This is a genomic window from Alishewanella sp. SMS8, assembly GCF_030737935.1.
Classification (GTDB): domain Bacteria; phylum Pseudomonadota; class Gammaproteobacteria; order Enterobacterales; family Alteromonadaceae; genus Alishewanella; species Alishewanella maricola.
Genome location: NZ_JAPJEA010000005.1, coordinates 112,377 through 133,304, shown reverse-complemented (window position 1 = coordinate 133,304; position 20,928 = coordinate 112,377). Strand labels below are relative to the sequence as shown.

At 48.5% G+C, this 20,928-nt stretch carries 17 protein-coding genes; 5 read left to right on the top strand and 12 right to left on the bottom strand.

The window, feature by feature from the left end; all coding sequences use genetic code 11:
- Positions 1 to 107: 107 nt before the first annotated feature.
- Entirely contained in the window at positions 108 to 2,738 is a 2,631-nt protein-coding gene (gene ppc, locus ORJ01_RS14475; RefSeq protein WP_306178634.1) for a phosphoenolpyruvate carboxylase, read from the top strand.
- Positions 2,739 to 3,052: 314 nt separating this feature from the next.
- Here the strand turns inward: ppc and ORJ01_RS14470 are convergent, their stop codons facing one another.
- From ORJ01_RS14470 to ltaE, 5 genes are all read right to left on the bottom strand, one after another.
- Complete coding sequence (locus ORJ01_RS14470) at positions 3,053 to 3,382, bottom strand: hypothetical protein (RefSeq protein WP_306178633.1); 330 nt, start codon at positions 3,380 to 3,382, stop codon at positions 3,053 to 3,055.
- A gap of 267 nt (positions 3,383 to 3,649) precedes the next feature.
- Entirely contained in the window at positions 3,650 to 4,045 is a 396-nt protein-coding gene (locus tag ORJ01_RS14465; RefSeq protein ID WP_226751409.1) for a VOC family protein, read from the bottom strand.
- Positions 4,045 to 5,016 (bottom strand): lipopolysaccharide assembly protein LapB, encoded by a 972-nt coding sequence (locus tag ORJ01_RS14460; protein ID WP_306178632.1) that lies wholly within the window; start codon positions 5,014 to 5,016, stop codon positions 4,045 to 4,047. The genes ORJ01_RS14465 and ORJ01_RS14460 overlap by 1 nt, the downstream gene beginning before the upstream one ends.
- 17 nt (positions 5,017 to 5,033) lie before the next feature.
- Positions 5,034 to 6,329 carry an amidohydrolase gene (locus ORJ01_RS14455; RefSeq protein WP_306178631.1) on the bottom strand — a complete coding sequence of 432 codons (1,296 nt, stop codon included), beginning with the start codon at positions 6,327 to 6,329 and terminating at the stop codon, positions 5,034 to 5,036.
- A 19-nt stretch (positions 6,330 to 6,348) separates the two neighbouring features.
- Positions 6,349 to 7,434, bottom strand: a complete 1,086-nt coding sequence (gene ltaE, locus ORJ01_RS14450; protein WP_306178630.1) for a low-specificity L-threonine aldolase — start codon at positions 7,432 to 7,434, stop codon at positions 6,349 to 6,351.
- Between the two features lie 114 nt (positions 7,435 to 7,548).
- Here ltaE and ORJ01_RS14445 point away from each other — a divergent pair, with 114 nt between their 5' ends.
- The gene (locus ORJ01_RS14445; RefSeq protein WP_306178629.1) at positions 7,549 to 8,166 is read left to right on the top strand and encodes a flavin reductase family protein; all 618 of its coding nucleotides are present in this window, start codon (positions 7,549 to 7,551) and stop codon (positions 8,164 to 8,166) included.
- A 10-nt stretch (positions 8,167 to 8,176) separates the two neighbouring features.
- Positions 8,177 to 9,736 carry a serine hydrolase gene (locus tag ORJ01_RS14440; protein ID WP_306178628.1) on the top strand — a complete coding sequence of 520 codons (1,560 nt, stop codon included), beginning with the start codon at positions 8,177 to 8,179 and terminating at the stop codon, positions 9,734 to 9,736.
- A gap of 52 nt (positions 9,737 to 9,788) precedes the next feature.
- On the opposite strand, the gene ORJ01_RS14435 is transcribed toward ORJ01_RS14440, so the two are convergent.
- Positions 9,789 to 12,029, bottom strand: a complete 2,241-nt coding sequence (locus ORJ01_RS14435; RefSeq protein WP_306178627.1) for a TonB-dependent receptor — start codon at positions 12,027 to 12,029, stop codon at positions 9,789 to 9,791.
- 227 nt (positions 12,030 to 12,256) lie between these two features.
- Between ORJ01_RS14435 and ORJ01_RS14430 the strand changes: the two genes are divergently transcribed.
- Together ORJ01_RS14430 and ORJ01_RS14425 are read left to right on the top strand one after the other, a co-directional pair.
- Complete coding sequence (locus ORJ01_RS14430; protein WP_306178626.1) at positions 12,257 to 14,317, top strand: protein-disulfide reductase DsbD; 2,061 nt, start codon at positions 12,257 to 12,259, stop codon at positions 14,315 to 14,317.
- Positions 14,318 to 14,357: 40 nt separating this feature from the next.
- Complete coding sequence (locus tag ORJ01_RS14425) at positions 14,358 to 14,957, top strand: redoxin domain-containing protein (protein WP_229586094.1); 600 nt, start codon at positions 14,358 to 14,360, stop codon at positions 14,955 to 14,957.
- Positions 14,958 to 14,978: 21 nt separating this feature from the next.
- Here the strand turns inward: ORJ01_RS14425 and ORJ01_RS14420 are convergent, their stop codons facing one another.
- Genes ORJ01_RS14420 through ORJ01_RS14395 form a run of 6 tightly spaced genes read right to left on the bottom strand, consistent with a single transcriptional unit; the run spans position 14,979 to position 20,924 of the window.
- Positions 14,979 to 15,887: a sialidase family protein gene (locus tag ORJ01_RS14420; protein ID WP_306178624.1), complete on the bottom strand. Its 909-nt coding sequence runs from the start codon at positions 15,885 to 15,887 to the stop codon at positions 14,979 to 14,981.
- Positions 15,888 to 15,899: 12 nt separating this feature from the next.
- Positions 15,900 to 17,135, bottom strand: a complete 1,236-nt coding sequence (locus ORJ01_RS14415; RefSeq protein WP_306178623.1) for an ABC transporter permease — start codon at positions 17,133 to 17,135, stop codon at positions 15,900 to 15,902.
- 1 nt (position 17,136) lies between these two features.
- Positions 17,137 to 18,318, bottom strand: a complete 1,182-nt coding sequence (locus ORJ01_RS14410) for an efflux RND transporter periplasmic adaptor subunit (protein ID WP_226751398.1) — start codon at positions 18,316 to 18,318, stop codon at positions 17,137 to 17,139.
- The gene (locus tag ORJ01_RS14405) at positions 18,318 to 19,313 is read right to left on the bottom strand and encodes an HlyD family secretion protein (protein WP_306178622.1); all 996 of its coding nucleotides are present in this window, start codon (positions 19,311 to 19,313) and stop codon (positions 18,318 to 18,320) included. The genes ORJ01_RS14410 and ORJ01_RS14405 overlap by 1 nt, the downstream gene beginning before the upstream one ends.
- A gap of 1 nt (position 19,314) precedes the next feature.
- Positions 19,315 to 20,256: a multidrug transporter gene (locus tag ORJ01_RS14400; RefSeq protein ID WP_226751396.1), complete on the bottom strand. Its 942-nt coding sequence runs from the start codon at positions 20,254 to 20,256 to the stop codon at positions 19,315 to 19,317.
- Positions 20,244 to 20,924: an ABC transporter ATP-binding protein gene (locus ORJ01_RS14395; protein ID WP_306178620.1), complete on the bottom strand. Its 681-nt coding sequence runs from the start codon at positions 20,922 to 20,924 to the stop codon at positions 20,244 to 20,246. The genes ORJ01_RS14400 and ORJ01_RS14395 overlap by 13 nt, the downstream gene beginning before the upstream one ends.
- Positions 20,925 to 20,928 lie beyond the last annotated feature (4 nt).

Below are 20,928 nucleotides of genomic sequence, written 5' to 3'. Positions count from 1 at the left end.
AGTTATCGCCTATGCACAGTTGTTGCCCAGTTGGTAATCAATCATAGTTGAGTACCAACGCAGAACAGGCTAGGGTGTATTAATTCTAAACGCAGTGGAGCACTGAAATGGATCAATACGCCGCCCTTAGGGCGAATGTCGGGTTATTAGGTACGGAGTTGGGTGAGACCTTACGCCAGCATCTTGGTGATGCGGTATTGGCACGAGTGGAAGAGATCCGCCAGCTGTCTAAAGAAGCGCGCCAAGGCAATAGCCAGCAAGCCGAGCAGCTACGCCAAGTACTCACGGCACTCAGTGATGATGAATTACTGCCAGTCGCTCGGGCTTTCGCGCAGTTTTTAAATTTAGCTAACCTCGCCGAGCAACATTTTAGTATCAGCGCGGCAGGGCGCAGCAGCATTGAAAAGCCGGAACCGTTAACGGAGTTGTTTCAACGCTTAAAAGACACCGCTATCGCCAAGGGCGACATTCAACAAGCGGTACGTGAGTTATCCATTGAACTGGTATTAACGGCGCATCCTACCGAAGTGGCGCGGCGTACTCTGATTCATAAATTGACCGAAATTGCCGCCTGCCTAGCGCAATTAGAGCATCCGCAAACCGACTGGCAACAACAGCAGTTACAACTGCGTTTAACCGAGTTAATTAGCCAAGCTTGGCATACTAATGAAATTCGTGAGCAGCGGCCAACCCCAGTTGATGAAGCGAAATCGGGCTTTGCAGTCATTGAAAGTTCGTTGTGGCAAGCCATTCCTGACTTTTTACGTGAACTCGATGCCGATTTACGTCGTGATCTTGGCACCGGCTTACCGCTTGATGCCGCACCCGTGCGTTTTTCTTCTTGGATGGGCGGCGATCGCGATGGTAATCCTTTTGTTACCTCCAAAGTAACCCGTCAGGTGTTGTTACTCAGTCGCTGGAAAGCGGCAGATTTGTTTATTCGGGACTTAGATTTACTGTCTACCGAGTTATCGATGAATACGGGCTCTGCGGCGCTACTCAACGCCAGTGAGCAGGCTTCTGAACCCTATCGTGCGGTACTTAACAAGTTACGCCAACAACTAATCACTACCCGAGATTGGCTAACCGAAGCGTTAAAGCATGATCGCTTACAGCGCCCGGCAGATTTAATTTGGCATAATCAGCAGTTGCTTGAACCCTTATTACTGTGCTTTGAATCATTACAGCAAAGTGGCATGCAATTAATTGCCCAAGGCCGCTTAACCGATACGCTGCGCCGCGCCTATGCTTTTGGCTTAACGTTACTGAAATTAGATATTCGCCAAGATGCCGCGCGTCATGCTGATGTTTTTGCTGAACTCACCCGTTACTTAGGCTTAGGTGATTATAGCGCTTGGACTGAAACGGATCGGCAAGCATTTTTATTGCGAGAACTGGCAAATAAACGACCGTTATTTCCGAAAAACTGGCAACCCTCCGCCGACGTTCAAGAAGTGCTGGATACCTGCGATATCGTGGCGCGCCATGGTAACGAAGCACTCAGTACTTATGTGATCTCAATGGCGGGTAAACCCTCCGATGTGCTGGCAGTACAATTACTGTTGCAAGAAGCCGGTAGTAGCTTTGCTATGCCAGTCGCACCGCTGTTTGAAACCTTAAGTGATTTACAAAACGCGCCCGATTGTATGCGGCAATTGCTCAGTATTGATTGGTATCGCGGTTATATTAATGGTCGCCAAGAGGTGATGATCGGTTACTCTGACTCGGCTAAAGATGCCGGTGTGTTCGCGGCCGCGTGGGCTCAATACAGTGCGCAAGAAGCGCTAGTGAAGCTGAGTAAAGATTATGGCGTGAAGCTGACACTGTTTCATGGCCGTGGCGGTACTATCGGCCGTGGCGGCGGCCCTGCACATGCGGCGATTTTATCGCAGCCGCCGGGTTCGTTAGCTGGGGGTTTGCGCGTGACCGAGCAAGGCGAGATGATCCGCTTTAAGTTTGGTTTGCCTGAGCTAGCCATCCGTAGTTTGGCCCTGTATGCCAGCGCGGTATTAGAAGGCATGTTGTTACCACCGCCGGTACCAAAAGAAAGCTGGCGCAGCCTGATGAGTAAGCTAGCCGATGATTCTTGCAACGCCTATCGGGCCGTCGTGCGACATAATAAAGATTTTGTGCCGTATTTCCGTGCCGCTACGCCAGAGCAAGAGCTAGGTAAGTTGCCATTAGGTAGCCGACCCGCTAAACGTAACCCGACCGGCGGCGTTGAAAGCTTACGAGCGATCCCGTGGATTTTTGCGTGGTCACAAAATCGTTTAATGCTGCCCGCTTGGTTGGGTGCCGGCAATGCCTTAGCCTTGGCAGTTGAGACCGGACAAACCGATTTACTGGATGAAATGCAACAAGAATGGCCATTTTTTGCAACGCGGTTGTCGATGCTGGAAATGGTGTTTTTAAAAGCCGATCCAGAAATTTCGGCCTATTACGATCAGGTGCTAGTGCCCAAAGCGCTGCAACACCTTGGTGTTGAGTTGCGGCAGCAATTGGCGGCGGATCGCGAGTTACTGTTAAAGTTGATCCACAGTGATACGTTGATGGCCAAAGAAGGTTGGATCCGTGAGTCGATAATGCTGCGTAATACCTATGTCGATCCGCTGCATATTTTACAAGTGGAGCTGCTAAAACGCTCTCGGCACGATCCGGAGAAAATCAGTGCGCAAAGTAATCGGGCGCTGATGGTCACTATCGCCGGTATCGCGGCAGGGATGCGTAACTCGGGTTAAGCAAAATAGGCGGATAAAGACCGGCCAATTTGTGTGATACCACTGCGTTTAGGGTTTCGCACAACGCGGTTTGCTCATATCAATAGGCCATGAATTATCCATGTGGCTTGATGATGAACTTCAGCAATGAGGTTCATCTTTTCAAGCCAGCAAAGTGGTTCACATGCTTTCTCTATGGATGAGTTCTGCTATCTATGGCCTTCAACGGTTTATTGAGAGCAAATCGGCTATTTTTTCGGGCAAGTGTTCGTTTTTGTGCCGGTTTTTCATCAGCGTTATGCCAGCCTTTCTGTAACCTGTGTTGGCTGAACCTTTTAGCTGGCTTGCCAAGAGCAAGCCTGATCGGTCAAAAGCTGCGCTTTTGCCAGCAAAGCTTTGTCATGATCTGATACCCGAGTATAAAACTTCAACATTTTATGAATATTCCAATAGTGCTCAATGCCACAACTAATCTCTTGCTGCAAAGCCTGTTGTATTTCTGCGCTTGGGTTGAGCTCTTTTATTTTTGCATGAAGAATTAAAGCATTAGCGAGTTTTTCAACGCTCATCGATTTGGCACCCTGTTCCCAAGAAATAATCATGGTTGCCAAAGATGAACAAACACATAAAAACAGAATGACGACCAATGTTTTTAGATTCAGCATTTAATTTCCCTCTTAATGTTTATCCGTGAAGTTTTAACTGAGGTATCAGTTGAATATTGACTATGCTTTAACTGGGTGTCGCAATATCACTAGACTCACTGTCCAGCATGTTTTTTACATACTCCATGTTCGCTTATTTCAAAATAAGCTGGCAAGATGTTAGCATGATGTGTTTTTTTTAAAAGTAAATTGTTTCTTGTAATGCTTTTAGCTTAGATTGTTGATTTTAAAACATTGCAGATTGTTGCCAGCGCGTTTTGCCGAACACTAATGTTCATACAACTCTAAAGGTAAGCCATCGGGATCGGGAAAAAAGGTAAAGCGTTTGCCGGTAAACTCATCGACACGAATGGCTTCGACTTCAACAGCGTTGCTTTGTAAATAACTGACCCAATGGTCGAGGTCGGTGACGGCAAACGCCAGATGGCGTAAGCCTTGTGCTTCCGGTTGGCTGGGTCTGGCGGGGGCCGCTGGAAAGCTAAATAACTCTAATTGGCTGCCATCTGGCAGCTGTAAATCCAGTTTCCAAGAGCTGCGCGCAGCCCGATAATTTTCGGCCAATATTGTTAAACCCAATACTTCCGTATAAAAGGCTTTGCTGCGCGGATAATCACTGACAATCAGCGCCACATGGTGGATCGCATTTAATTTGGGTGGCTGCACTAGAGGATCTTCTTAATTTCGGTTACTAGGGTGCTATCTTTGCTGCTGTTTTGCAATGGCTTCAGTATGGCTTCGGCAGCGCTGCGTTGTTCTGTCGCCAGGTACAGTTGGCCTAAGCGAAACTGTGCCCATTCTCGAAATTCGGGCAAGCCTTCTGCTTCAAGAAAGCGTTCTAACGCGCGAATGCCTTGTTGCTCTGCGGTTTTACCGACAGCGGCAGCACGACCGAGTTGATACAGCGACAATAAACGACTGCGGCTAGCTTCTTTATCAACGGCGGGCTGTGCACTGGCTTTGGCAAACTGTTCAATCGCTGCCTCATAATCACGGCTTTGCGCAAACTTTACCCCTTGCAAAAAATAGGGCTCAGGTCGAGTTTGTAGCGTCGTTGCCTTAGCTAATAACGCCTGCGCAGCGGCCGGGTCATCGAGTTGCAGTAGCAATTCCAGTTCCAGTAATTGGCCTTGCAGCGGTGAGGTAAGTTGCAGCTGCTTACTCAGTTGTAACGCTTGCGCTTTATCACCACCAGCAATACCGGGTGCCTGTGCATAATATTTCGCTAAGGCTTGTAAATACTGTGCATTGTCTGGTGCCAGTTCTACTGCCGTGGCAAAGGCTTTAGCACAGCGTTTCGCCGCGCTAAGTGCACTGAACATGCTGGCTTTTTGTGCGCTGTCGCAGTTAGCTTGGCCATACCAAAATTGATATTGTGCCTGCTCAGGGGCGTTTTTCACCGCTCGGGCTAACAGCTTTTCGGCGAGTTCAACGTTGCCCAGTGACAGCTCGGTGCGGCCGAGCGCAGCCAATAAGGCTGCGTCTTTTGTTTTGGCATTCACCAAGGGCGTTAACAGGCTTTTTGCTTCTTGATAGGCCTGTTGTTGCCAAAGCCCTTGTACTTGTTGCGGCACATCTTGTTGCGCCGCAAGGGTAAAGCTGCCGCACAGCAGTGCGGCGGAAAAAAGGCGAAACATGCTATTCCTTAAAGTGTTCACTCTTGCATGCTAGGGTAAGATAACGCCCAGTTTACATAAAGCTCGGTGCCGGTTTTTAAGGCTTTTTCATCAGCATAGAAAAACGGTGAATGATTCGCCGGTGCTTTAGCCGCGTCTTGGCCTTCGGGCGTAACGCCAAGAAAAACAAATAAACCCGGTGTTTCTAAGGCGTAAAATGAGAAATCTTCGGCACCTGTCACTAGGGCGCTTTCTTCAACTTTTTCTTTACCCGCAACTTGTTGCAAAATTGGCAATGAGCGACGAGTCAGCGCCGGATCATTTAACGTGACAGGATAACCTTCGAGGATTTTAACATCGGCAGTGGCACCGGTTACGGCAGCACTGGCTTGCGCGGCTTGTGTTAATAAACCAAAAATTTGTTGGCGAATACCCATATCAAAGTTACGAATCGTGCCTTCTAAATACACTTCATCAGGAATAATATTATTGCGTACGCCGCCTTCAACGATACCAAAACTGACAACGGCTGGCGCGCGGGTAATATTAATTTGGCGGCTGACAATGGTTTGCACATTATTGACGATTTGCGCTGCAGCCACGATCGGGTCAACCCCAGCCCAAGGCGCAGAGCCATGGGTTTGCTTACCTTTAACGGTGATTTGAAATTGATCTGAGGAGGCCATCAAAGGCCCTTGCCGATATTTCACAACACCGACATTGGCGGCAGACCAAACATGAATGCCGAAGATGGCTTCGGGTTTGCTTTTAGCAAACAAGCCTTCTTTTAGCATCAGTTCGGCACCGCCTTCTTCACCTGCCGGTGCGCCTTCCTCTGCCGGTTGGAAGATAAACATCACTTTACCGGTGAGCTGCGCTTTGTTTTTTGAGAGATATTCGGCCGCGCCCATTAGCATTGCCACATGTAAATCGTGGCCACAGGCATGCATTACGCCCACTTCTTTACCGCGATATTCGCCTTTGGCTTCTGAGCGAAACGGTAAGTCGGTTTGTTCGACAACCGGCAAACCATCCATATCAGCGCGTAACGCCAGTAAGGGGCCGGGCTTACCACTGTCTAAAATCGCCACCACTCCGGTATGCGCAATATCGGTTTGCACGGTCATACCGAGTTTTTTTAAGTGTGCGGCAACCAATTTCGAGGTGCGAAATTCGCGGTTACTTAATTCAGGGTGCTGGTGCAGATCCCGGCGCCATTCAATCACTTTCTTTTCTAGCTCAGGGCTAATGCGTTGGGTGTCAGCGAAAAGTGGCATGGCCATAAAGGCGAATTGGCTGGCTAGCAGGGCTGCCACAAGAGGGCGTAAGATCATGATGAGACTCCAGGAAAAGTTAGTGAGATCTACTATGCGCAAATTGGCTTAATAAATCCAGTGTCGTGGCAATATCTGCTGCTGATACATCTAAATGACACACCCAGCGCAAGCGCGTTAGCTGACCACTGGCATTGGCGTAATTGCTGCTGGTGAGTTTAACGTTATGCTTAGCCAGAAAATCGAGTAGATCTTTCGCCACATTGGGAGTGAGGTCGGTAAACACAATATTGGTTTGCGGCAAATCTAACTGCAAATGCCCAGCAAAACAGCCTTGAGAACCTAATGCTTGTAACCCTTTCGCAAGTGTATCAGCATTATGATGATCCTCTGCCAAACGCTGAATATTATGTTGCAAGGCATATAAGCCCGCGGCGGTAAGCATACCGGTTTGGCGCATGCCGCCGCCGAGCATCTTGCGTACACGCCGAGCGCGCTGGATAAAAGCCTGCGAGCCCAGTAATAATGAGCCTACTGGTGCACCTAAGCCTTTGGATAAACAAATTGAAACCGAGTCATACCCCTGGCACAGGGCTTTAGCCATGGCGGTTGGGCTCAGTTGATGCTGTGGCGCTAAAGCCACTGCCGCATTAAATAAGCGCGCACCGTCGATATGGCATTGCAGTTTTTTTTCTTTCGCTAGCGCGGCCACTTGCTGCATATAACGTAACGGCAATACCTTACCGCCGATGGTATTTTCAATTACGATCAAGCGCGTACGAGCAAAGTGTGGATCGTCTGGTTTGATAGCATCGCTGATATCTTGTAGCGCTAGGCTACCATCCGCTTGCAGCGCAATCGGTTGCGGTTGGATTGAACCGAGCACCGCCATACCGCCGGCTTCCCATTTATAGGTATGCCATTGTTGACCTACGATGGCTTCATCGCCGCGCTGGCAATGGCTCATCATGGCAATCAGGTTGGTTTGCGTGCCACTTGGAGCAAACAACGCATCTTCAAACCCCAGCATATCTGCTGCGTAGCGTTGCAGTGCTATAGTAGTCGGGTCATCATTAAATACATCATCACCCAACGCGGCGTTGAGCATCGCTTGTTTCATGGCGACAGAAGGTTGGGTTACCGTATCACTGCGAAAATCTGGCATCTGGTCTCATCTCTGCGGCTAACATCTGGCGTTCAGGCTAGATTGCTGGCAGGCTAAAAGCAAGTTGCTTGCGTTTGCTAGACGAGGTCTAGCGACAGAGTATAGAGGAAGAGCATGGCTGATTATTTTTTTGAACCACAGCAGGGGCATGGTTTAGCACATGACCCGTTTAATAGCATTATTGCGCCACGGCCCATTGGTTGGATTTCTAGCATTAGCAATGCTGGGCAGGTTAATCTGGCACCTTACAGTTTTTTTAATTTGTTTAACTATAAGCCACCGATTATTGGCTTTGCCAGCACCGGTTGGAAAGACTCAGTACAAAATATTGCCGAGCAAGGCGAGTTTTGTTGGAACTTGGTGAATCGGCCTTTGGTTGAAGCGATGAATCAAACCAGTGCCAGTGTTGCCGCCGACGTGAACGAGTTTGTCTTGGCGGGGTTAACGATGGCTGCGTCTAAATTGATTAAACCGCCACAGGTAGCCGAAAGCCCTGTGCGATTTGAATGCAAGCTAAGCCAGTTAATCCCATTACAGACAGCCAATGGCGAGCAGGTACCCACTTGGTTGGTGCTGGGTGAAGTGATTGGGGTGCATATTGCGTCATCGTTATTAATTGATAGGGTGTTTGACACCTTGGCTGCAGATCCGGTATTACGGGCGGGTGGCCCTGGCGATTATTACACGTTAAATGCCGCGAATAAATTTAGCTTATTGCGACCAAAAACTTAAGGATGAACATATGCAACGGCAACTCTGCGCATTATTGTTAGGCTTAACTACAGCGGCCATGTTGCACGCGGAACCGCTAACACCTGAAGCCGTATCGCTCGATTTGGCGCAAGTGGTGCCCGCGGCGCTGCAGCAGTTTGATACGCCGGGGATGGCTGTGGTAATCATTAAAGATGGCCAATTGGTGCATCAGGCGGGTTATGGTGAACGTGATATAAGTGCCCAAGTGCCAGTGACCGCGGACACGTACTTTCGCCTGGCCTCTGCGAGCAAAGCGTTTACCGCGGCCAGTGTGGCGATCTTAGTGGATGCCGGTAAGTTAAATTGGGACGACAAAGTCATACAGCATTTACCGCAATTTCGATTGCAAGATGCTTGGGTCACTGCCGAGTTTACGATACGTGATTTATTGAGTCAGCGCAGTGGCTTAGCCAGTGGCGCAGGCGACAGTATGATTTGGCCTGAGCCCAGTGGTTTTAGTCGTGATGAAGTGATCAACAATTTACGCTACTTAACACCGTTAAGCAGTTTTCGCAGCCAATATGCTTATAGTAATGTGCTGTATATCACTGCCGCCGAATTAGTGGCCAAAGTCAGTGGCCAGCCTTGGCAGGATTTTGTTGCCGAGCAAATTTTTCAGCCGCTGCAGATGCAGTGTTATGCCGGTGCCGTGCCTGATAGCGCCTTAGCCGAAGCGGCGCTACCGTATGAGTTTCGTGCCGAAGCGGGTTTTTTGCCGATCCCACGAAATGCGATTGACGGTAAAATGTTGATGGCCGCAGCTGCAGGTGGTGTGGTGTGTCGCGCCTCCGACATGGCGAAATGGTTAAGTTTTTTATTGGCTCAAGCCGATGCCCGTACCGCAAAAGTGGGGCCGGTCAGTCGTCAGCAGTTACAACAAATGTGGACTGCACAAACGCTGATGCCCGTCAGTTCACTCGATTTGGAATTAGATTTCACCCATTTTAGTGCCTACGGTATGGGCTGGCGCATGGCTGATATGCACGGTTACAAAGTGATTCATCATACCGGTACCTTATCGGGTTTTCAGGCACATGTGTTGTTAGTGCCAGAGCAGCAGTTGGGGGTTGTGGTATTAAATAATGGTTCAAACAGTGGTGCACGCCAGTCGGTGGTGCAAACGGTGTTAAAGCATTATCTAGCGCCTGAACTGCAGCGTGATTGGGTCAGTTACTATGCCGATCAACGACAAGCCTTTGCGCAGCGCGCTGCGCCGCCGCAACCGGTGGGGACAGGTGAGGTGTTGTTGGCATTACAAGATTACGCAGGCAGCTATGTGGACCAATGGTTTGGTGGTATTGAAATCAGCCAAACGGATAGCGGTTTACGTTTTCAGTCAGCGAAAATGATTAATTTACAAGGCAGTTTGCAGCCGTTTGCCGATCATAGCTTTATCGTGCAGTGGGATGATGCCAATGTCGCGCGCAATGCGTTAATCCACTTTGAGCTTAATAATCTGCGGCAAGTCACAGGCTTTAAATTAGAGCCTTATGCGGCAGAGCCTGGCGAGCGCCACGAATATCGGGATATGCAATTTTACAAACAGTAAGGGCGAAACAAAAAAGGCAGCCAAAGCTGCCTTTTTCATGAGCGGGTATGACTTAGTAGAAGTTCATCCGGAAGTCGATACCAAATACCCGTGGTTCGTTAACAAAACCAGTCAGGTTACTGAAGTCAATGGCACCTTTCAGGTTGTCCTGATCAGTGATATTGCGGCCAAACACACCGACTTCATAACTGTTTTTGTAGTTAACGTAGGCCACGCGTAAGCCAGCTTCATTATTGTTTTTGCTGTTGAATTCTGCTGATTCATACAAGAACAAATTGGTGTCGCCTTGCACTTGGTAATCGGCATACACATAGATTTCACCGCTTTCTAACGGATAATCGTAGCGTGCATTCAAGGTTAAAATGGTTTCTGGAGCTTGTGGGAACGGGTTGCCGTTAATTAACGCTAAACCATTTACCACCGGATCTAACACCGTACACTGCCCAGAGCCACAAGGTGCAATAGTCAGGTTGTCGTCTTTTAGCTCGGTTTTGTTATAGCTAAAACCACCACCTAACATCAGGTTTTTTAATACCCGATAGTCAAAATCTACTTCAAAGCCGTAGCCTGTGCCTTTGTCAGCATTGATTAGCTGGTTACCTTGGGTTTCACCACCAATAGCTGATAATTGAATATCATCAATGACGTAATAAAACAGCGCAGCATTTAAGCGTAAGGTGTTGTCGAGTAAATCAGACTTAGTACCCACTTCAAATGAGGTAATGGTTTCAGCACCGGCGACTGACGGCGGCGCTTCAAATGCCACATCACGACCTTGGATAGTTTGCGCACGGAAACCTTCGGCGGCGCGGGTAAATAAGCTAGTCGTATCGGTTAAGCGATAGTTAGCGCTTAATTCCCAGCCTAATTGATCGTCTTTTACTTTGATCGGATCATATTGTTGCTCAGACGCGATACCAAGTACTACCGCAAAACCATCAACGTTTTGTTGGCCAACCGAGAAGGTTTTTTCATCATCGGTATAACGTAAGCCGCCCGTTACGGTTAGCTTTTCGGTGAGTTGATAAGTTGCTTGACCAAATAACGCCCAGCTAGTATTGCCGTGAAATACTTCGGTGGCACCAAAGAAACCATCAACGGTATTCACCGCAAAAGATGAGTCAAAATAGTAAGTACCGACCTGCCAGCTCAGCGCATTACTGGTATCACTGGCTAAACGGAATTCTTGGGTAAATTGACGCAGACCATTCAGTTGATCTTCAGTAACGGCATCGGCTACTGCAGCATCACCCGCTTCATTCACATTACCACCGTCGATGTCACCAATACCGCCGCCACTGGCTTTTTCTAATGCGGTGATAGAGGTAAGGGTCATTTCTTCTAATTTCACGTCAACTTTCAGCGAGGTACCCCAAGCATCATAGTTTTGACGGTTATTACCTGGGCCATCATAAGCGACAACATCACGATCGTAATTGTTGTTTAGCTCGTTGCTGCCTTGAGTCAGGATGTTTTTGCGGAACATGGTTGATGTGCCGTCGTAGTTACGATTATGCACATTTAACAAGGCATCAAATGCATCTGATTCAAATAAGAATTGTAGACGTGCCGCGCGCTCATCATAGCCGCCCATCACATCATTTTGGCCAGTAAAGCTATTGTCGATCCAGTTACTGCGATGTTGTGATAACAATGACAAACGAGCAGAGAGTGAATCAGTTAAACCGCCACCCACAGCACCTTCAAAGTGTGCGCTGCCTAAGGTGCCAGCCGTCGTTTTTACATAGGCATCGAATTCTTGGCGTGGCTTAACGGTATCAAATTTAATGATACCGGCGGTGGTGTTACGACCAAACAGCGTGCCTTGTGGGCCACGTATCACTTCTACTTGTTCGACGTCGAACAACGGGAAGCTTTTTAAGATCACGTTTTCCATGACAACATCATCCATGACGATAGACACAGGTTGTGATGCAGCGAGATCGAAATCGGTGTTACCTAAACCACGAATATAAAAACGTGGTGCGGCACGGCCGTTTGAACTTTCGGCATAAAGGCCGGGTACTTTAATCGCTAAAGCGGTAATGTCATCACCCGATGAGAAAATACTGTCGAACTTTTCACCAGACAGTGTGGCCACAGAGATTGGCACTTCTTGAATGCTTTGGCTGCGACGCTGTGCGGTAATAGTGATGGTTTCCAGTTGTTTTTCTTCAGTTTCTAAGTTTTTGTCACTTTCCTGCGCCAGCAGAGCAGGAGAAAAACCCAGTGTTGCACCGAACAGTGCTGCGTGCATCGCAGCGACTAGGGCAGATTTGCTGAATGGGGTCATTAACATTGCACCTTTTAAGTTGTGAGCGAATCGTCATTATATGAGTGTATGTGCCTATAACGATGCCGTGCTGGAGTGACCACAGTGGCATGGTTAAAAGCGGCCTTAATATACCAGCTTATCGTGTTTTTTGCTGCATTTAGCCGAATTTTTCAACAGGAACACTAGTAAAGTGATCGCCGGTGTTGTAACAACGTAAACAGCGTAAATGGTTAAGGGATAAGACGATGCGTTTTTTAACGGTTTTGTGGTGCCTTGTGCTTTTGGGTGTTAGCCCAGGGTTATTTGCACATACCACCGGTTGGCAACCTGCACAGCATTTACGTGCAGAGTTAGTAAGTGAATACCAAACGGTAAAGCCTGGGCAAACACTGCAACTCGCCTTACATTTTATCCCTGACGAACACTGGCACACCTACTGGATTAATCCAGGTGACTCAGGCTTACCCACCAGTATTGATTGGCAGCTACCCGCAGGGGTGACGACTGGCCCCATTCAATGGCCCACACCTCAGCAATTCTCTATTCCCCCTTTAATGAATTACGGTTTCGGCGGCCCCACCGTGTTGCTGAGCGAATTAACCGTACCGGCAGATTACGCCGCTACTGAGCTAAATATTGCGGCAAATGTTGATTGGCTGGTTTGTGAAGAGATTTGTATTCCCACCTCAGCCAGTTTTGAACTGACCTTGGCGGTGGCTGCACAAGCTATCGTGTCAGAAACCGCCGTTGACCTGATCAACCTAGGTAAAGTGAGTCAGCCCAATGTACTTGCGGTCAGCGGTCAATATGATATTGCCGGAGGCAGCTTGTCAGCCGCGATCAGTGGCTTGCCTGATATCGATTTTCAACATTTCTTCGTGCGCGCCACTGAAGTTGTCGATCACGCCGCGCCGCAGCAATTATTAGTCAGTGAAGGGGAGTGGATTTTACGCCAGCCGCTGAACACTTACTTTACCGGTGCGCCAGAGCAATTTGAAGTGGTGTTAGTGAGCGCTTCCGGGCAGGGGTACAGTGTGCAATTGCAAGTGGCCAGTGATGGTGCTGCAAGTAGCAGCCCTGCCACGAAAACAGTGCCAACGCTGTGGTTGGTGTTATTAATGGCCGCAGCAGGCGGTTTTATTTTGAATCTCATGCCGTGCGTGTTCCCGGTATTATCGTTAAAAGCCTTGAGTATTGCGGGTAATACCGGATCGCAGCAACAACAGCGCTCAGATGCCCTGTTTTACAGTTTGGGGGTAGTGCTCAGTTTCGTCGCTTTAGCATTAGTGTTATTAGCCCTGCGCAGTGCCGGCAGTGCGGTTGGTTGGGGCTTTCAATTACAAAGCCCTTGGCTCGTGGCGGCACTGGCCTATCTGTTATTTGCCTTGGGCTTAAGTTTGTCGGGTTTGGTGCAGTTTGGCTTGGGCTTGATGAATACCGGCAGCGGCTTAACCCAGCAAAAAGGCGGTAAAGGCTCGTTTTTTACCGGCGTTCTGGCAGTGATTGTTGCCAGCCCTTGTACCGCACCCTTTATGGGCGGCGCGTTAGGTTATGCCGTGACGCAACCTCCGTTGTTAGCCTTGTTGGTTTTCGTTGCCTTGGGCTTAGGCATGGCGCTGCCTTTCTTGTTACTTGCCTATATGCCTCGCTTGGCAAAAGCCTTACCTAAGCCTGGCGCCTGGATGGAGACCTTAAAGCAATTATTAGCCTATCCACTGTATTTAAGCGCTGTTTGGCTGGCTTGGGTCTTTGGCCGACAAGTCGGTATTGATGCCTTAGCCATTTTGCTGTGTGGTGCGGTGGCCATTGCCGCAGCCTGTTGGTTATGGGGCCGTTGGCAAATGCGTCGGCAGAGTCTGGCAGAGCCGATATTTGCTGTGTTGTTGGTGGTGTTAGCTTTGTATGTGGTGAGTTTTCCTGCACCTAATACCTCAACCAATACCGCTGATGCAGCACAGCAACATTGGTCAGCATGGAGCCCGCAACGTTTAGCTGAACTTAAAGCCGCCAATAAACCGGTACTGGTTAATATGACAGCCGATTGGTGTATTACCTGCTTAGTCAATGAACAGGTGGCACTGAATACCGAGAGCAGTAAAGCCGCCTTAGCCTTATATGATGTGACCTATTTGAAAGGCGACTGGACGCTCAAAGATGCCGATATCACGGCGTATTTGCATCAATATCAACGCGAGGGCGTGCCTTTATATGTGTTGTATTGGCCAGGGCAGCCTGCCGAAGTGTTACCACAGATTTTAACGCCTGATACGCTCAGGCAAACCTTAGAGCGGTTAAGTCGTCAATAACACCGCTTCATTTATTTGAACATTTACAGGAGTTAACCCTATGAAAAAAATGACATTACTTGCAGCAGCCGCTGCTACGTTGTTTGCGGCTAACCTGTTTGCAGCACCGCAAGTAGGTGCGCCAGCACCTGACTTTACGGTAAAAGACTCAACCGGTAAGGTACACAGCCTAAAAGATTTTGCTGGCAAAGAGGTGGTATTAGAGTGGACCAATCATGATTGTCCGTTTGTAGTAAAACACTACAACGGCAATATGCAGCAGTTGCAAAAAACCTATACCGAGCAAGACGTAGTGTGGCTCAGTGTGATTTCCTCTAAGCCCGGCAGTCAAGGCCACATTGATGGCGCAAAATCAGCTGAACTGACCACAAGCCGTGGTGCCGCGCCAACAGCGGTGTTATTTGATGAAAGTGGTGTGATGGGTAAAGCCTATGATGCGCGTACCACACCACATATGTATGTAATTGATAAAGCCGGTGTACTGCAGTATATGGGTGGCATTGATAGCATCCCGTCTGCCAAAGTAGATGATATTGCTAAAGCTACACCGTATTTCGCTAATGCTGCAACCGCAGTATTAGCCGGTCAAACGCCTGATCCTGCGGTGACTAAGCCTTATGGCTGCAGCGTTAAATACTAAGAGGTGAGTATGCTGCCGGTTTCAAGCAGCCGGCAGCTCACTGAGCGCCACTGCAGCAAAATAAATCGCCGTTTTGCTCTCGTGTGACGAATAATAACTGATTAACAGCTTGTCATCTTGTAATACCATCCCTGCGTAACTGCAATCACCACCTGAAGGTAATGTTAGCCATTCTGTTAGCTCACCACTCAGTAAGTTAATACCACAGAGACCGGTACGCACCCTATCATCATATAATCTGACACACGCCACTACGCGCTGATCGGGCAGTTTCAGCCAAGTTGGACCACCAATGCGGGCGCTTAATGTTGTCCACTGCCAATCGGAATAAGGTGCTGAGCTGCGGCCTAACAATCCCGGCTCAGGATCGCGGCGTAACAAACATATTACATCGTTTGTCTCTAAAAAAAGGAGATGGTTTTCATTGGCATAGCTGCCCTGATAAACATCCTGTAATGATGTAAATTTTAGAGTGGCATCAGCAGAGTAAAGCCTGGAGAGGGTTGGTCTTTTAACGTGATAGGCAAGCGCGTAGGCGGTATCTTGCTGCCAGCTGATGCGCCAGAGCCAAAAGTTTATATCGCCGATGGGCTGCGGAGCAGACCAATTGATACCGTCAGACGATGCACAAATAAATGATTGATGACTGCCGGCACTTTTATCATGTAATGCGGCTACACCATTGATTAACAGCCGGCCATCAGGGTGTAGGCTAAATTTAGGATCGCGCAAATCGGCCTGCGGATCAACGATGCAGGCCACAGCTTGCCAGCTGGCGCCTTGATCTTGTGAGCGTAATAAACGGCACATGCCATCGCCAGAAACATGGTCAGCAGCTTCGCGAAACACACACCACAGCGCACCCTGCCAAGCAATTAAGTCGGTAAAGGCATTGTGGTCACCTTGTTGCCAAATACAGCGACTGTGCATGGTGACTCCGTATTAATCTGTTTGTAAGGCCGTGATCGGATCCAACTCTGAGGCTTTAATGGCAGGATAAACCCCAAAAGCGACACCGATTAGGGCACAGATACTAAAGCTTAGCACGATGGCCGGGATTGACCAGGACACGGCCCAGCCAGAATAAAAAGCAATTAATTCAGAGAGAATAATACCAAACAGAATACCGGCGATGCCGCCAACAATAGCAATGGTGAAGCTTTCGGCAACAAACTGCAGTTTAATATCGCGTTTTGTGGCGCCAATGGCTCTCAGCAAACCAATTTCTTTGGTGCGTTCTAACACCGTGGCCAGCATGATATTCATAATACCTATACCGCCCACCAGCAGCGAGATACCCGCCACACAGGACATCACAATATTAAATATTTTTTGTGTTTGCTCCTGCTGTGCTAATAACGCCGCGGGTACGATTAAGCGAAAATCATCAATATCATTATGACGTTGCTGCAATAAATAGTTTAGGGCGCGGGCTGCGACGGCGCTATTGGCGCCTTCGGTTAACTGCAAACGAAACGAGCTGAGTTCGGCATCTAGAGGAATACTGCGAAAGCGGCTGCGGGCGGTTTGTAGCGGCATAAACAGTTGGTTTTGTTCACCACCCAGCTTAATACCCTGAAATTCGTTTTGGCTATTATAGGGCTCGGCTAACACGCCGATAACCTCTAACCAGACATGATTGACTTTAACATAACGGCCAAGTGCATCGCCTTCAGGAAACAAATTAGCGGCCATTTGTGAGCCGAGCACGGCCACTTGTGCGGCATACAGGTCTTCTTGCTCGGTAAAGTTACGGCCGCTAGCAAATGGCAAGCTACTAAGTGCCATATAACTGGGTAATACACCCACGGCTAAACCTTCGCTTTTACCGGTGTGGCTGATAATGGCATAGGTTTCGAGCTGGCGCTCGGCGCTAAAGCCGGTGATGTTAGGTAGCGTTGTCACGGCCGCTTGCAGATCGCTTTGGCTCAGCCCTAAAGAATGTTTACGATGCTCTAATAAGGTTTTTTCGTCAAAGGTTTTGCTCTCAACAATAATGTTGCGCAGCCCCATGGTTTCAATGGTTTTTAAGGCTTCGCGTTCGGCGCCTTCACCAATGTTGAGCATCGCAATTACCGCACCTACACCAAATATCATACCGAGTAAGGTTAGAAAGGTACGAAGTTTATGTTGTGCCAACTCGGCCAAGGTATCTTTTAGCATGGCGCTATGTTTCATGTTAGTTCTCCGGTGGCAATAAGCTGATACGATCGCCGGCGCTTAGGCCTTCGATAATTTCGGCGTGTGTTAGGCTTTTAGCACCTAAGCTCACGGCTTGTCGTTGCAAACTGCCGCCGCGTTGTTGCCACACATATTGGCCTTTTTCATCGCTGAAAATGGCTTGCAAGGGTAGCGCTAACACCTCCGGCAAGGTGTTAGCTAAAATCTCAGCGCGTACTTTTGCTCCCGGTAAAAAGAAATCTTGTTGGGCGCTTGGTGCCACGATAACTTCAATATAGCGGCGCGGATCGCGACGTTCGCGCGATTGCGCCACTTGACCCACGCTTTGGATGCGGCCCTCAAGTACTTGCTCTGGGCGAGCGGTTAAACGAAAAAACACCGGTTGATCGACCGCTAAGCCAACCGACTCTTGTTCAATAATCAGCAGTTTGACATGTTGTAAGCTTAAGTCTGGAATACTGCCCAGCTTTTCGCCGGGAAACACCATCCGACCCACCTCGGGTTTTTCACCGCGCCAATTGCTGTCATATAGCAAAATACCTTTGTGTTGAGCGCGGATTTCGAGTGCAGCTAAGCCCGTTTCAGCTTGGGTTAGTAAGCTTTGTTGCTGCCCTTTTTGCAGTTGCAGCAAGTCGAGTTCGCCTTGTGAGCGGTTGGCAAAACTTTGTTGTTGCCAATCTAAGTAAGACTGCTTTTCACCTAAAAACTCTTTATTTTGCATCGAGTCTAAGATTTCTAGGCGTGAGCGTATTTGGATATCATCAATACTAAAACGGTCGGCAAAAGCAAATTCTTGCTGCACAAGGCGCTGATCTAAGCCAATAGTGGACAGTTCCGCTTGTTGCTGAGTGCCTTTAAAGTCTTGATCGGCCAGCACGCCAGATAAAGCATTACTGGCATCACGCCGGCTGCGTTCTAACTGTGTCGCATCAAAACGGATCACCAAATCTCCGGGTGAAACACTGCTGTATTCTGGGGTGATCTCGGCAATAAAACGGGGGCCGCGGGTACTTTGAGGCGCATTAATGCTAATGGCGTTAACGGCAAATAACTCCCCTTCAGCTTGAATGCGGTGTTCAAGCGTGCTCGATTGCAGTGTTAATAAGGCTGCGTTCTCATCGGTTTCACTACAACCACTGAGCAGCAGCAAACTTCCGGCTAACATAACGGCAAAGCGCATTATTCACCTCCTGCCGCTAAACGAATTTGTAAGCGCGCACTCATACCCGGGCGCATAATAGCCAAATCTGTTTCATCGAGTTTGATACTGGCATCAACGACTCGGCTAAGATTTTCGGCTGTTTTGTTGCGCACCGCAGTACCTAAATCGGTCAGCACACCACTAAAGTTGCGCTCGGGATAGGCATCCAAGGTAATTTGCACCGTAAGGCCGCTACGAAGGTACTTTAAATCAACTTCATCAATTTCTGTTTTGATATACAAACTTTCTAATTGGCTAACTTCGGCAATGGGTTGGCCAAACTGAACGGTATCGCCAACCGATGACTTTTCACCGTTATAATTGGGTACATATACCATAATGCCGGCAAAAGGCGCGCTAATTTTTAACGAGGCAACTTCCCGTTTTAGTTGTTCCACTTCGGCGCTTAAGCGGGCGATTTTCGAGGAAATAATTTGTTGCTCGGCATCGCGTTGTTGTTGATGAAAATCTAAACGACTTTGCGCTAATTGATACTGACTTTTCGCAATAGTGAAGTCGATCTGCGATTTTCGGCGATCATTTGCAGAGCGAGAGTTATCCACTATCTCGGCCTTACGCTGTTCACGATCATGGTCGTTTTTGCGTTCGGCTAATTGCAGTTTTAATTCCTCAAAACGTTGTTCATCAGCGGTTAAACGGTTGGCTAATTCTTGCTCTGCACTGCGCAGTTCAATATTTTTATTACGCAGCTCGTCTTGTACGCTTTGGCTATCAAAGCCAATTACCGGCATGCCTTGTTGCAACAAACTGCCTTCTGGCGCCATTTCTTTAATATTGTATTGCCATAAGCGGCCGACACTGGGAGGGGTGATGGTAAAAAAAGTGGCTGCGGCTAACTGACCCGTTGCTCGTACCGTTTGGCGTTGTTGCTCATTATTGCTCGTTTCTGGTGCGGGTGTGCAGCTAATTAAGCCGAAACAAACCAGGCTAGAGAGTAGCAGTCGAAATGGCATGTTAGCGTACCTCTAATAGCAAGCCCATGCCCAGCAACGGCTGAGATATGGGTAGGTTGCTCGCGCTAAATTGCGCTCGATAATACAAGGCATTGCCCCAGGCTTGACGCTTTTCGCCTTGACCGGCCAGTTGTTGCAGTGTTACGGGGAATTGCAACTCAGGGGAAATATCAAAACGAGCGCTAATGTGTTTAGCTTGCTGCAAACGCGCTACATCCACTTCATGTACCCAGGCTTCAACATAAAGGCCATTTAATTCGGTCACTTCAGCAATCGACCATCCGGGCTGTGCGGTAACACCGCCAAATAATTTGGTGCGATACCAAGGATGTAAGCCATAACTGATGGCGCCGTCCCGTTCAGCGTACACGCTCATTTTGGTCAGGTTTAACTCTGCTTCAGCGAGCTCTGCCGCTGTTTTATCAATTTGCAGTTGCTGTTTGAATAACGTGGTTTGTTGTTCTTGCTTGGCAGTAACGAGGGTTTCCCGGGCTTTTTGCAATTCGGTAGTAGCACGTTGCTGTAATAGCTGGTTATTTTCATAGTCGTACAAACTGAGGTTGGTTTTAGGCACCGCTGCGTCAATGTTGGCTTTCTCTAATAATAATTCGCGGCGCTGCAGTTCATACTCTGCTTCCATCACCTTTAAGGCTTGTTGGCTTTCGAGTTGTTTTAATTGCTCTTGAGTGCTGACTAATTGGTTTTTGAGCCGTTCAATGTTGGCTTGTATGGATCCGGCATCAAATACTGCCACCAAGTCGCCGGCTTTAACCGCTTCTGCTTCGGGTTTTAGCCATTGCACTTGAATACGCCAAGTGTCGCTCATTGGCGCGACAATGGTTTGCCGATATTCAGACACTAAACTGCCGGTAAGCAACAGCGGTAATTCACTTTGTACTTGCTGGCTCAGAGTGGTGGCCAGGATCAAACTTAAACCGAACATTGGCTGTCCTCAAGTATTTGGCCGTCACGCATTCTAATAACCCGCTGGGCATAAGCGGCAATGTCATCTTCATGCGTTACCATCACGACGGTATTGCCTTGCTGGTGAAGACTGGTGAGTAATTGCATGATTTCTACTGAGGTTTTACTGTCTAGGTTGCCGGTAGGTTCATCGGCAAAAATCACTTTGGGGTTGTTGATCAGTGCACGCGCAATCGCGACCCGCTGGCGCTGGCCACCTGACATTTCTGCTGGCTTATGATGCATGCGATGGCCTAACCCAACTTGTTCTAATAACGCTTCTGCACGTTGTAGCGCTTCAATGGCGGGGGTGTCGGTATAGCGTAAGGGCAGCGCCACGTTTTCGGCGGCACTTAGCCGGGGGAGCAAATGAAATGATTGGAAAATAAAACCAATATGCTGATTGCGCATGGCCGAGAGTTGTTCATCATTCAGCGCACTAACATCAGCACCGGCCAGCTGGTATTGACCACTGCTCGGGGTGTCGAGACAACCCAGAATATTCATCAGTGTTGATTTGCCTGAACCCGAACTGCCCATAATGGCCACAAATTCATTTTCTGCGATGGTTAAACTGACCTCTCGTAGCGCTGCAACCTGAGTATCACCGCTACCAAAAATTTTACTTAACGCTTGAGCGCTTATCATGGAG